The organism is beta proteobacterium MWH-UniP1, assembly GCA_036362785.1.
Taxonomy (GTDB): Bacteria; Pseudomonadota; Gammaproteobacteria; order Burkholderiales; family Burkholderiaceae_A; genus Lacustribacter.
In genome coordinates this window covers 748,245-760,404 of the sequence record CP143625.1, presented here as the reverse complement: position 1 = coordinate 760,404, position 12,160 = coordinate 748,245, and the positions used below count along the sequence as shown (strand labels likewise).

General features: G+C 54.8%; 12 protein-coding genes. 5 read left to right on the top strand and 7 right to left on the bottom strand.

Annotated features, from left to right (window positions below):
• The first annotated feature begins 9 nt into the window (after nucleotides 1–9).
• From lspA to dut, 3 genes are read left to right on the top strand one after another with little or no spacing between them, the layout of a single operon-like run.
• Nucleotides 10–477 carry a signal peptidase II gene (gene lspA, locus AOB54_03690; protein ID WVN42490.1) on the top strand — a complete coding sequence of 156 codons (468 nt, stop codon included), beginning with the start codon at nucleotides 10–12 and terminating at the stop codon, nucleotides 475–477.
• A 20-nt stretch (nucleotides 478–497) separates the two neighbouring features.
• Nucleotides 498–1,763, top strand: a complete 1,266-nt coding sequence (coaBC, locus tag AOB54_03685; GenBank protein ID WVN42489.1) for a bifunctional phosphopantothenoylcysteine decarboxylase/phosphopantothenate--cysteine ligase CoaBC — start codon at nucleotides 498–500, stop codon at nucleotides 1,761–1,763.
• A 33-nt stretch (nucleotides 1,764–1,796) separates the two neighbouring features.
• Nucleotides 1,797–2,258 (top strand): dUTP diphosphatase, encoded by a 462-nt coding sequence (dut, locus tag AOB54_03680; protein ID WVN42488.1) that lies wholly within the window; start codon nucleotides 1,797–1,799, stop codon nucleotides 2,256–2,258.
• A 90-nt stretch (nucleotides 2,259–2,348) separates the two neighbouring features.
• On the opposite strand, the gene AOB54_03675 is transcribed toward dut, so the two are convergent.
• From AOB54_03675 to clpS, 6 genes are all read right to left on the bottom strand, one after another.
• Nucleotides 2,349–4,439 (bottom strand): fused MFS/spermidine synthase, encoded by a 2,091-nt coding sequence (locus tag AOB54_03675; GenBank protein ID WVN42487.1) that lies wholly within the window; start codon nucleotides 4,437–4,439, stop codon nucleotides 2,349–2,351.
• Entirely contained in the window at nucleotides 4,433–5,401 is a 969-nt protein-coding gene (gene tal, locus AOB54_03670) for a transaldolase (protein WVN42486.1), read from the bottom strand. Before tal ends, AOB54_03675 begins: the two co-directional genes overlap by 7 nt.
• 139 nt (nucleotides 5,402–5,540) lie before the next feature.
• Nucleotides 5,541–6,848 carry an FCSD flavin-binding domain-containing protein gene (locus AOB54_03665; GenBank protein ID WVN42485.1) on the bottom strand — a complete coding sequence of 436 codons (1,308 nt, stop codon included), beginning with the start codon at nucleotides 6,846–6,848 and terminating at the stop codon, nucleotides 5,541–5,543.
• A gap of 26 nt (nucleotides 6,849–6,874) precedes the next feature.
• The gene (locus AOB54_03660) at nucleotides 6,875–7,192 is read right to left on the bottom strand and encodes a c-type cytochrome (GenBank protein WVN42484.1); all 318 of its coding nucleotides are present in this window, start codon (nucleotides 7,190–7,192) and stop codon (nucleotides 6,875–6,877) included.
• Between the two features lie 161 nt (nucleotides 7,193–7,353).
• The gene (gene clpA / locus AOB54_03655; GenBank protein WVN42483.1) at nucleotides 7,354–9,684 is read right to left on the bottom strand and encodes an ATP-dependent Clp protease ATP-binding subunit ClpA; all 2,331 of its coding nucleotides are present in this window, start codon (nucleotides 9,682–9,684) and stop codon (nucleotides 7,354–7,356) included.
• Nucleotides 9,681–10,049: an ATP-dependent Clp protease adapter ClpS gene (gene clpS, locus AOB54_03650; GenBank protein WVN42482.1), complete on the bottom strand. Its 369-nt coding sequence runs from the start codon at nucleotides 10,047–10,049 to the stop codon at nucleotides 9,681–9,683. The genes clpA and clpS overlap by 4 nt, the downstream gene beginning before the upstream one ends.
• Nucleotides 10,050–10,245: 196 nt before the next feature.
• On the opposite strand from clpS, the gene AOB54_03645 reads away from it, so the two are divergent.
• Nucleotides 10,246–10,452 carry a cold-shock protein gene (locus AOB54_03645; GenBank protein ID WVN42481.1) on the top strand — a complete coding sequence of 69 codons (207 nt, stop codon included), beginning with the start codon at nucleotides 10,246–10,248 and terminating at the stop codon, nucleotides 10,450–10,452.
• Nucleotides 10,453–10,518: 66 nt separating this feature from the next.
• Here AOB54_03645 and icd read toward each other — a convergent pair whose 3' ends face one another.
• Nucleotides 10,519–11,772 carry an NADP-dependent isocitrate dehydrogenase gene (icd, locus tag AOB54_03640; GenBank protein WVN42480.1) on the bottom strand — a complete coding sequence of 418 codons (1,254 nt, stop codon included), beginning with the start codon at nucleotides 11,770–11,772 and terminating at the stop codon, nucleotides 10,519–10,521.
• Nucleotides 11,773–11,932: 160 nt separating this feature from the next.
• On the opposite strand from icd, the gene AOB54_03635 reads away from it, so the two are divergent.
• A complete protein-coding gene (locus tag AOB54_03635; protein WVN42479.1) occupies nucleotides 11,933–12,115 on the top strand; it encodes a hypothetical protein in 183 nt (60 codons plus the stop codon).
• Nucleotides 12,116–12,160 lie beyond the last annotated feature (45 nt).

Here is a 12,160-nt window from a genome sequence, read left to right as displayed (position 1 = left end):
CGCGCAAAGATGAGCGCAAGCCGCTGGCTAATGCTGGCGGTCTTGCTGGTTGGGCTTGATCAGCTCTCGAAACTCGCCATTGTGAATCTGTACGAACTCGGCCAGCAAACCGCCGTCACGTCTTGGTTCAATATTGTTCGGGTCCACAACAGTGGTGCAGCATTTAGTTTTCTGGCCGACGCAGGTGGCTGGCAACGCTGGTTCTTTATTGGACTGGGCGTTGCTGCCGTGATTTATCTTGGCTTTCTCATGTCTCGGCATGCGGCCCAGACCTGGTTTGCCTTTGCCGCAACCCTGATTATTGCCGGTGCCATTGGCAACACCATTGATCGGCTCACCTGGGGCGTGGTGATTGACTTCATTGATCTGCATGTCTCGGGCTGGCATTGGCCTGCCTTTAACTTTGCCGATAGTTTTATCGTGGTGGGTGCAGCACTCTTCGTTCTTGACGAGATTCGACGGGTTCGGCGAGGATAGGCCCGCATGGACCAGACCAGATGAAACTTCGCCACCGCCATTTCGTCATTGGTGTCACGGGCGGCATTGCTGCCTATAAGACCTGTGAGCTGGTGCGCCGACTCCAAGATGAAGGGGCTACCGTCCAAGTGGTCATGACCGAGGGCGGCACACAGTTCGTTAGCCCACTCACCTTTCAGGCCTTATCGGGCCGGCCGGTCTACACCAATGCCTGGTCGTCACCGCCACAAAGTGGCCCTGACAATGGCATGCCGCACATCGATTTATCGCGCGAGGCCGATGCCATTTTGGTCGCACCCGCAAGTGCAGACTTCCTATCGCGCCTGGCCACCGGCCAGACCAATGATCTGCTCACCACACTCTGCCTGGCCCGCGAGACACCGCTGCTGCTTGCCCCGGCGATGAATCGGCAGATGTGGCAAAACCCCGCCACCCAACGCAATATCGATCTTCTGCGTGCCGATGGCGTAACCCTGCTTGGCCCCGGCACTGGTGCACAGGCCTGCGGTGAGACAGGCGATGGGCGCATGCTGGAAGCCCAAGAATTATTGGCCGCCATGATTGAGCGTTTTGGACAAGAGGCGTCCCCACCGCACGCATTTGATGGGCCCAACATCCGTGGTGTCTTGCAAGGCCGGCATGTGGTGATTACTGCTGGGCCCACCTTTGAGCCGATTGATCCAGTGCGTGGCATCACCAACCGATCATCGGGCAAGATGGGCTTTGCATTGGCCCAGGCGGCAGCACAGGCGGGCGCATGGGTCACCCTAATCGCAGGGCCTGTTGGCCTAAAGACACCCGCCAAGGTGCAGCGCAAAGATGTCACGACTGCCGTTGAGATGTTGGCTGCTGTCTGCCAGACACTCGACACAGAACAAGCGGATTGCTTTATTGGTGTGGCGGCCGTGGCGGATTGGCGGCCCAAATCAGTCTTGAACGGAAAAATTAAAAAAGAAACGGGCGGCAATCTGTCGGATATCGAGTGGGTTGAAAACCCCGACATCCTGGCCCATGTGGCCCAGCTGCCCAACCCGCCCTTTTGCGTTGGCTTTGCCGCAGAAAGCGGTGACTACAACGATCTAAAAAATCTGCTGCCCAGTAAACGTGCGCGCAAACAAGTGCCGCTTTTGGTGGGCAATATCGGCGAAGCCACCTTTGGCGCCGACCGTAATCAGGCCATGCTCTGCGACGCCAATGGCTTAACACCATTGGCAGACCGCACCAAAGATCAGCTTGCGGCAGAGCTGATTTTTGAAATCTCAAAACGACTTCCCTCTTCCACTTAAACCAATGCCCAACGCGGGTTAGAGAGTTTTTCTATGCGCAGAATGATCGAAGCCAAAATTGTCAATGACCTGCTTGGCAACACCATTGAGACACCCAGCTACGCCACCGATGGTTCTGCGGCCATGGACCTGCGGGCCTGCATTGCCGAACCGATCACGCTGGCACCCGGCAGCCGACAGCTGATTAAAACCGGTCTGGCCATCAACATGATGGACCCAGGCTTGGTCGCCATTGTGGCGTCCCGCTCTGGCCTGTCTCTGAAGCATGGCGTTTGTGTGGCACAGGGCGTTGGCGTGATCGATTCTGATTATCACGGCGAGATCGGCGTAATTCTGGCCAACAATGGCACCGAGAGCTACGTGGTGCAGCCCGGCGATCGTATTGCCCAGCTGATGTTTCAGCCGGTGGCCCAGGTGGCCCTGCATTTTGTGAACGACTTCTCGATTGAAACCGAGCGCAGCACCGGAGGCTTTGGTAGCACTGGCAAAAACTAAGCCGTCAACATTTCAAAACGCCTGCCCAGATCGTCGCTGCTAAGCCACGCAGCGACACCTGGGGGTTATCAACGAAACGCCAAGGCGCGCTTACTTCAGCACTTTAAAGAGATTATTAAAATCGTCCGTCCAGAGTTGCAGGCCCGAAATCGTCTGAAACGGATACTGGTGGTCTTGAATCACTTTGGCGTTTAAGAACTTTTCATTCTTGGTGACCAAGACCCAGTCGGATAAAGCCAATAGACCACGGGTATCGCTCTCGGCTTCGTCTGCAATCAACACGGCCTGATAGCCGGCCTGCTCGGCCACCTGGCGCACCACTGGCGGCAGATTCAAATAACGGTTGGTCACGTGAAAGGCAATCACCCCGCCTGGCTTCATGTGTCTGCCATAGACCTGCAGGGCCTCGCGGGTGATCAAGTGAATCGGAATAGAGTCACTTGAAAATGCATCAATGACCAAAACATCAAACTGATTGGGAGCCTCGCGCTCTAAGACCAATCGCGCATCCCCCAGGGCAAAGCTCACTTCAGCAGGCGAATCTGAGATGTAAGTGAATTCGCGTTTGGCCACCTCGATGACTTCGGGGTTGATTTCATACATCCGGTAGTGATCCCCTTTTCTACCGTAAGCGGCCAGCGTTCCCACACCCAATCCAATCACGCCAACACGAATACCCGCCGGCGACTGACGGCCCATTTCATGGATGGCCAGGCCCACACCCGAGTCAGGCCCGTAATACGTGGTGGGCATCTGCCGGCCCACGGGGCTCATGTCTTGCAGGCCATGAAGAATCACACCATGGACCAGGCGACGAATGGGTTCCCCCGTGTCCAACGGTGTGCGCTCCTTGATTCGCAGGGTGCCGTAGAAATTACGCGAGGCATAAATGCTGTCGCTTGCTGCTTCCGCGTAATACAGGCGCGCGTAATGCCCCGTGACGGCCATGCTCACCAGGCTGCCACCAATAAAGACTACTTTTAGCGGACCAACCAATCCTTTGAGCCCAATCCAGGCCCCTGCCGCACCGACCAAAAGAAGCGCTAAAGGCAACTCCCAGTAAAAAGGAAAGACACGGGGCGCAATCGTGGAGACAAACAAACCACCCACCGCACCGCCCAGGGCGATCATGAAATAAAACCGTGTCAGATACCGGGCATGCGGCTTGGCATGGGCCAACTCGCCATGGCAAAACAGACAGACCAAGAACATGCCCGCCAGATACAGCGGAATGGCGTAATCAATACTCAAAATGCCATCGTCAGTCACCAACCCCCACGCCATCGCCGCGGCCAGCACCATGGCCGGCAACATCATGTTGTTGCGCAGATACCAGCCCCGACCACGACGGCCCTCAAAGGCAATGACAAAGGTCAACAGGTACAGCGATAAAGGCAGGACCCAGAGAAAAGGAATAGAGGCAATGTTCTGGGTGATGTGGTTTGAGACCGCCAACAAAATCATAGTGGCCAGCGCTGCTAAAGAAAACCAGAGCGCTACATCAACAAATTTCGGCGGATGAATCTGATCGGCCGCATTGGTGCTGGTCGAGGCATTTGGATCAAGCGTGCTGACCGTATACAGACTTGGCGTGGAGCGGCCGGCACGAATCGCCACGACCACGGTGATCACCACGAAGACTGCATAAAAACCACTCCAGACCATGGCCTGGGTTTTGGTCGTGACCCAGGTCTCGATCGCAAACGGATAGGCCAGCAGGCCCATCAGTGAACCGAAGTTCGACAGCGCAAATAGCCGATAAGCTTTTTGTGCCACGGCAGTACTGGTCTGCTCACGGGCAAACCAGGATTGAATCAGTGGGCCCGTGGTAGACAGCATGAAATACGGCAGGCCAATGGTGGCGGCAAGTAAACCCAAAATTCGAAAGACGGGGTCCTCTTCGCCCAAGGGCTTCCACTGCTCACCCGCCAAAATCGGCATGGCCGCAAGGCTCACCAGCAACAACACAATGTGTAAGGTGGATTGTTTTTTCGGTGCCAGCCGCTGAACCCAGTCGGAATAAGCGTAGCCTGCAAGCAAGACCAGTTGGAAAAAGGTAAGACAGGTGGTCCACACCGCTGCTGACCCACCAAACCAGGGAATGATCTGCTTGGCAATAATCGGCTGGACCAAAAAGAGCAGAAAACTCGAAACTAAAATGGTCAGGGCATAGATCAGCATGCGAGCAGCTTTGCGTCGAGTTTCCGGCTGTCGGCCACAAAGAGCCGAATACCTTCAGAGAGTTTCTCTGCGGCCATTGCATCTTCATTCAGTGCAAAACGAAAAAGCGACTCTGATGTGTTGAGTGCTGCGGTTGATTGGCCTTGTGCAGGCGCAGCGGGATCCAGTGCGCGCTCAAGGGTGGCCTCTTGATCCATGGCCTTGAGTTGCTCCAACAATTCTGGGCTGACCGTAAGCAAGTCACAGCCCGCCAATGCCAGCACCTGTTCTTTGTTTCTAAAGCTTGCGCCCATGACTTCTGTATGAAACCGATGGTGCTTCAGATAGGCATAAATTTTCTTAACCGACTGCACGCCAGGATCTTCAGCCGGCGCATCCCACGTGGTGCCCGCCTTTTTATACCAATCACTAATACGGCCCACAAAAGGGGAAATCAAGGTAGCGCCCACATCCGCTGCGGCAGCAGCCTGCACCAGACTAAAAATCAGCGTGACATTGCAGGCGATACCGGCTTTTTCTAATTCACGCACGGCACGAATGCCTTCCCAGGTGGCCGCAATCTTGATCAAGACCCGCGACTTATCAATGCCCTGATCGGCGTAGGCCGCAATGATTTTCTGAGCCTCGGCGATCGTTGCTTCGGTGTCAAACGATAGCCGTGCATCCACCTCCGTCGAGACACGGCCAGGAACAATTTTCAAAATCTCAGTACCGAAGGCAACCAACACCCCACGGGTGCGATCGGCAAGCTTGGTGCTTTTGGTGCTGGCCTTGACCTGATCCACGATCCTGGCATAAGCCGGCAGCTCCAGGGCACGGATAATCAGTGTCGGATTGGTCGTGGCGTCTTGGGGCTGATAGGCCCGTATGGATTCAAAACTACCGGTGTCGGCCACCACGGTCGTGAACTGTTTCAAGGCCTCGAGGGCATTGGCTGCTGGCGCTAATGAAGACGTGCTCATAGTCGAGTTTCAGTAAATAGACATAAAAAATCGGGCATGACCCGAAAATCGAATCATGCCCGAAGTTATGGCGCCGCGCGCTGCGGAAGGCCACAGTCGAGAGCCGCCTAAGCGGCCCACGGGGCCCCCGAGAGATGCCTTAGGTCAGCATATCCGCCCAGATATTGCGGGCCCAGCCCAGGGCGAAACGGCCTTCCATTTCGCTAGACCGGCTACTGACACCACCCGAACCGGCCACCGGCTTCATGGTTTTGTCGTTGGGGTCATAGGCATGGACGCTGGCCACGTGGACCACGTTCTTATCATCCACGAAGCTGTAGCAGGTGTTGGCCATCATGGGCGCAATCGGGCTGCGGCCATTCATCAGTTCAACAATGGCAGCGGCTGCGGCCTTGCCATGTTGGTTGGCCATGTGGCCGGACTTGGGCATGCCAGGAGCGGGGAAGGTGGCATCGCCCAACACGTGGATGTTCTTATGGACCAGAGATTCCATGGTGACCCAGTCCACACCACACCACAGGTTGTTCACGGTGATCAGGCCAGTCTTCTGGGCAATGTCACCAGCACGGTGTGGGGGAATCACGTTTAACACATCACCCTTGATGGCATCGCCCGTCTCGGTCAACAGACGCTTGCCCTTCAGGTCTAACTCGGTCACGTTCATGTTCGGGTTGTACTCGATCATGCCGGGGTACAGATCCGCCCAAGCCTTCATGAACAAGCCTTTTTTGGATTGAATATCCGGGTTGGCGTCCATGATCACCACTTTGCTGCGGGTGTTGCCCTTGCTCTTAAACAGGTGGGCCACCTGACAGGCCCGCTCATAGGGGCCGGGGGGGCAACGATAAGGTGCCTTTGGAATCGACATCACATACACACCGCCATTGGGTACAGCATCCAACTGGGCTTTTAACGCCACGGTCTGTGGGCCAGCCTTCCAAGAGTGCAGCACGGTTTTCTGGGCTTCTGCGTCCAGACCGTTGATGGCCTGGAAATTAAAGTCAATACCAGGGGAAACGATCAGACGATCGTAGTCAAGATCGGCGATCTTTTTCAGCGAGATCTTTTTCTTGGCGGGATCAATTGCGGTGACTTCGTCGTTCAACACGATGATGCCACGCTCACGCAGCTTGGCATAGGAGTGGGTAATAAATTCCATCGACTGATGGCCACCCAGAACCAAGTTGGAAATGGGGCAAGAAATGAAGTTGCGCTCACGCTCGATCAGATAGACCTCGATTGCGCCACGCGACCACTCATTGATGTATTTGGCTGCGGTTGCGCCACCGTAACCGCCACCAATCACGATGACACGGCCAATTTTCTTCACAGGCGCACTTGCGGTTTCAGTTGTGGCACAGCCTGCCAGGCCCGCCGTTGCAGAGATTGCCACGCCTGCAGCACCTGCTTTTAAAAGACTGCGGCGATTTTCAAATTCGATTGTCATGTTGTTGTCCTTATCCCTGGGCCTGATTACTTCTTCTTAGGCTGAGCAGCGAAATACGCGGCCAAGTCAGCGATTTGTTGATCGGAATAGCCCTTGGAGAGCTGGTGCATGATGGTGGCGGGCTTATCCCCGCTTCTGAATTCCTTCATGTTGGTCACGAATTTCTCTTTGTCATAGCCAGCAAGAGATTCCATAACGCCCACGCTGCGGCCATCCGTGCCGTGGCAGTTGGCGCAGTTCGCTGCGAGATACCGAATCTTGGAAAAGTCTTGGGCCTGAGCCGGAATGCTCAGTGCCAGTGTCGCTGCGCCAATTGCGGCAGCGAGAGCGATTTGCTTTCGCATGGATTTTCCTCCTTGGAAGTGTATTTATAACTACATGCGGATTCTCGCAGAAAAAGAATCGCTCTCGTATACGTGTTTTCTGCAATGCTTATTATTCCTGCAGCGCAGCAAAAACGCCTCCCGAAGGAGGCGTTTTGTACCTGCTGTGATACGCGGACCGCTTAGACCACCAATTCTGGATTGTCTTTGCGGCGGCCTTCAGATGAAGGCGGTGGCGTATCGTCTTTCGGAAACTCCAATAAAACCTGATCTTCTTTGTCAGGATCCATACCGATGTGCACACGGCCTCCCGAGACCAAACGACCAAACAGCAATTCATCGGCCAAGGCCTTGCGAATGGTGCCTTGAATCAGACGCTGCATGGGCCGAGCGCCCATTTGGGGGTCAAAGCCCTTTCTGGCTAAGAAATCACGCAGCTCTTCCGAGAAGCTGACCTCGACTTTTTTCTCTTGCAGTTGCTGCTCAAGACCAATCAAGAACTTATCGACCACGCGCTTGATCACATCGGTGTCGAGTGCCTTAAAGGACACAATGGCATCCAAGCGGTTGCGGAACTCGGGCGTAAACATGCGCTTGATGTCCGCCATCTCGTCACCTGCCTCGCGGGCGTTAGAGAAGCCAATCGTGCGCTTATTCAGCGTTTCGGCACCCGCATTGGTCGTCATGATGATGATCACGTTGCGGAAGTCTGCCTTGCGGCCGTTGTTGTCCGTCAAGGTGCCATGGTCCATGACCTGCAGAAGCACGTTGAAGATATCCGGGTGGGCCTTCTCAATTTCGTCAAGCAGCAAGACGGAATGCGGTTTTTTGGTAATCGCTTCCGTGAGCAGGCCGCCCTGATCAAACCCAACATAGCCCGGGGGCGCACCGATTAAGCGCGACACCGCGTGGCGCTCCATGTATTCGGACATATCGAAGCGAATCAGCTCAATGCCCAAAACATAGGCCAGCTGTTTGGCCACTTCTGTCTTACCGACCCCAGTGGGGCCAGAAAACAAGAACGAACCAATTGGCTTATCAATCTTGCCCAGACCAGAGCGCGACATTTTGATAGCCGCAGCCAAGGCCTCGATCGCAGGATCTTGACCAAACACCACGCTCTTTAAATTCAGATCCAGACGGGCCAGCACCGCACGATCATCGGTATTGACGGTAGCCGGCGGAATGCGCGCAATCTTAGAAACAATCTCTTCAATCTCGGTCTTGCCAATGGTGCGTTTTTGTTTGCTCTTGGGCAGGATGCGTTGGGCGGCACCCGCTTCATCGATCACATCAATGGCCTTGTCTGGTAGGTGACGGTCGTTGATGTACTTGGCTGACAACTCTGCCGCCGTGGATAAGGCAGCGGCAGAATACTTCACGCCATGGTGCTCTTCAAAGCGTGACTTCAGGCCCTTGAGAATCTGCACGGTCTGCTCAACGCTAGGCTCCACCACATCAATTTTTTGGAAGCGGCGAGAGAGCGCATGGTCTTTTTCAAAAATGCCACGGTACTCGTTGTAGGTGGTGGCGCCAATGCAGCGCAGCGCACCCGAGGAGAGCGCAGGCTTTAACAAATTCGATGCGTCCAGCGTGCCGCCTGAAGCCGAACCTGCACCAATCAGGGTGTGAATCTCGTCGATAAACAAGACTGCATTGGGGTCGGCCTTCAACTGCTTTAACACCGCCTTTAAGCGCTGTTCAAAGTCGCCACGGTATTTGGTGCCAGCCAGCAAGGCCCCCATGTCCAGCGAATAGACCGTGGCCTGATCCAAAATATCGGGCACTTCTTTGTCGATAATGCGGCGCGCCAGGCCCTCTGCAATGGCGGTCTTGCCAACACCGGCCTCGCCCACCAACAGCGGATTGTTTTTGCGGCGACGGCAGAGCACCTGAATCACGCGCTCGACTTCGTATTCGCGGCCAATCAGCGGATCGATCTTTCCCTTTTTCGCCAACTCATTGATGTTGGTGGTGTACTGATCCAAGGCCGTGGGCTGCTGCGGCTGGCTACTGGCGGCTGCGGCCGACTCGGCCTGCTCACTGGACACAGGCTCTTCGGTACCGCTCTGTGGCGCCTTGGTGATGCCATGGGCAATGAAGTTCACTACATCTAAACGCGTGATGCCCTGCTGGTGCAAGAAATACACTGCGTGGGAATCCTTTTCACCAAAAATCGCCACCAGCACATTGGCGCCAGTTACCTCTTTTTTACCGTTAGAGGTGGACTGCACATGCATGATCGCCCGCTGGATCACCCGCTGAAAACCCAGCGTGGGCTGGGTATCCACATCCTCTGGGCCCTGAATGACGGGCGTGTTGTCCGCAATGAACTGGGTGAGTGCCTTGCGCAAATCGTCAACGTTGGCAGCACAAGCCTTCAAAATTTCTGCAGCCGATGGGTTGTCGAGCAGAGCGAGCAGCAGGTGTTCCACCGTGATGAATTCATGGCGTTGCTGTCTGGCCTCGACAAAGGCCATATGAAGACTTACTTCGAGTTCTTGGGAAATCATGCTTCCTCCATGACACACTGCAATGGATGCTGATGCATCCGGGCGAAACTACTAACCAACTCCACCTTGGTGGCCGCAATGTCTCGCGTGTAAACACCACACACCCCGCGGCCCTCTCGATGCACCTTGAGCATGACCTGAGTCGCTTTCTCTAAATCCATTGAAAAGAATTGTTGCAGGACAACGACCACAAATTCCATCGGGGTGTAGTCGTCGTTCAATAACAACACCTGGTAGAGCGGAGGCGGCTTGGTCTTGGCCTCTTGGCGCTCCAAAAGGGCGGTCGAGCCCCGGTCCGGCCCCTGATTTGGGTCGTCCCTTTTTGTTGGGCCGGCCCGAAAAGGGCCAGAAAATCTAACTTTCATAGGTTTTTGATTCTACGGTCATGTATTAGGTTTGGCGAGAGTAGACAAACCACAGGCTTTTCCCTATATTCGAGAAGTCATAAAGGCAAACAGTAACCTGGTCGCCTTTTGGCAATGGTGCTGTTTTGACGCATGTGTGGTGCCTCGGCATAGGGTTGGGGTTACAGAAGTGCGCGATTTTTTTAAGGAAATACTGATGTCTACGGGTACAGTTAAGTGGTTTAACGACGCAAAAGGTTTTGGTTTCATCACTCCCGATGAGGGTGGTGAGGACGTGTTCGCGCACTTCTCAGCAATCACAACGAGCGGCTTTCGTTCGTTGAAAGAAGGCCAAAAAGTTCAGTTCGATATCGTGCAAGGCCCCAAAGGCAAGCAAGCATCGAACATTACACCACTGGGTTAATTCCCCCACGGTGTAACAAAAAACCCCGATATTTCATCGGGGTTTTTTTTGGCTTTTTTTACTGCTTTACATCTGGCCGATCATGACATCGCCAAAGCCAGAGCATGAGACTTGCTTGGCGCCCTCCATCAAACGGGCAAAGTCGTAAGTCACATTCTTGGTGGTGATGGCCTTTTCCATTGACGTGATGATCAAGTCTGCAGCCTCGACCCAGCCCATGTGACGCAGCATCATCTCGGCGGACAAAATCAAGGAACCCGGGTTCACGTAGTCTTTGCCAGCGTACTTCGGCGCAGTACCGTGGGTGGCTTCGAACATGGCCACGCTATCCGACAGGTTGGCGCCAGGCGCAATACCAATACCACCCACCTGGGCTGCCAGTGCATCGGAGATGTAGTCGCCATTTAGGTTCAGCGTGGCAATCACGCTGTACTCATTCGGGCGCAACAAGATCTGCTGCAAGAAGGCATCGGCGATTGCGTCTTTCACCACAATCTCTTTACCGGTCTTGGGGTTTTTAAACGAACACCATGGGCCGCCGTCAATGGGCTTGGCGCCAAATTCTTTCTGGGCCAGCTCATAGGCCCAGTCACGAAAGCCACCCTCGGTGAATTTCATGATGTTGCCCTTGTGCACGATGGTGACCGAAGGCTTGTCGTTATCAATCGCGTACTGCACGGCCTTGCGCATCAAGCGTTCAGTGCCCTCGCGCGAGACAGGCTTGATACCGATGCCCGACGTGTTCGGGAAACGGATCTTCTTTACGCCAAATTCTTTGATCAAAATATCGATCAGCTTTTTGGCCTCGGCACTGCCCTCTTGATACTCAATGCCGGCATAAATGTCCTCTGAGTTTTCACGGAAGATCACCATGTCGGTTTTTTCGGGCTCACGCACCGGGCTGGGCACGCCTTTGAAATAACGCACCGGCCGCAGACAAACGTACAGGTCCAACTGCTGGCGCAGGGCCACGTTCAGCGAACGGATGCCGCCGCCCACGGGCGTGGTCAGGGGACCCTTGATCGACACCACATATTCTTTGAGCACATCTAAGGTCTCGTCGGGCAGCCAGACATCGGGGCCGTAGACCTTGGTCGACTTCTCGCCACAGAAGATTTCCATCCAGGAGATCTTGCGCTTGCCGCCGTAGGCCTTGGCCACCGCCGCGTCGACCACCTTGATCATCACGGGGGTAATGTCCACACCCGTGCCGTCTCCCTCAATGTAGGGGATGATGGGGTTGTCTGGGACATCTAGCGAATAGTCCGGGCGGACAGTGATTTTCTGGCCCACGCTGGGCACTTTGATCTTTTGGTACACAAAACCTCCCTATTTAATAATTTTTCGTGATTTTACCCCTGAGTGGGCGTCAACCCCCAGGGGCCAGCCGCGTTATTCCCTATGTCGGCTGCATTTCCGTAGCCGGCCCTTGGGCGGGCACGCCCGGGGATCATTTAAGACTTATCGATAAGGAAATACCATGAAAAAACTGATCGCTGCTGCTATCGCCGCTTCCTTCGCAACCGTTGCTTTCGCACAAGCACCTGCTGCCCCCAAGGCAGAAGAGAAAAAAGCTGCTCCTGCTGCTAAGAAAGACGAGAAGAAAGCTGCTCCCAAGGCAGAAGCTAAGAAAGACGAGAAGAAAGCAGAAGCCAAGAAGTAATCTGGCACTGTTACTTCAAGTCATCCCGGCCTTGCCGGGACGCTT

Coding starts and splice junctions, on each gene's coding strand:
- lspA (WVN42490.1), top strand. CDS start 10: ATGAGCGCAAGCCGCTGGCTAATGCTGGCGGTCTTGCTGGTTGGGCTT.
- AOB54_03665 (WVN42485.1), bottom strand. CDS start 6,848: ATGACAATCGAATTTGAAAATCGCCGCAGTCTTTTAAAAGCAGGTGCT.
- AOB54_03675 (WVN42487.1), bottom strand. CDS start 4,439: ATGCTGATCTATGCCCTGACCATTTTAGTTTCGAGTTTTCTGCTCTTT.
- clpA (WVN42483.1), bottom strand. CDS start 9,684: ATGATTTCCCAAGAACTCGAAGTAAGTCTTCATATGGCCTTTGTCGAG.
- tal (WVN42486.1), bottom strand. CDS start 5,401: ATGAGCACGTCTTCATTAGCGCCAGCAGCCAATGCCCTCGAGGCCTTG.
- dut (WVN42488.1), top strand. CDS start 1,797: ATGCGCAGAATGATCGAAGCCAAAATTGTCAATGACCTGCTTGGCAAC.
- clpS (WVN42482.1), bottom strand. CDS start 10,049: ATGAAAGTTAGATTTTCTGGCCCTTTTCGGGCCGGCCCAACAAAAAGG.
- coaBC (WVN42489.1), top strand. CDS start 498: ATGAAACTTCGCCACCGCCATTTCGTCATTGGTGTCACGGGCGGCATT.
- AOB54_03660 (WVN42484.1), bottom strand. CDS start 7,192: ATGCGAAAGCAAATCGCTCTCGCTGCCGCAATTGGCGCAGCGACACTG.
- AOB54_03635 (WVN42479.1), top strand. CDS start 11,933: ATGAAAAAACTGATCGCTGCTGCTATCGCCGCTTCCTTCGCAACCGTT.
- AOB54_03645 (WVN42481.1), top strand. CDS start 10,246: ATGTCTACGGGTACAGTTAAGTGGTTTAACGACGCAAAAGGTTTTGGT.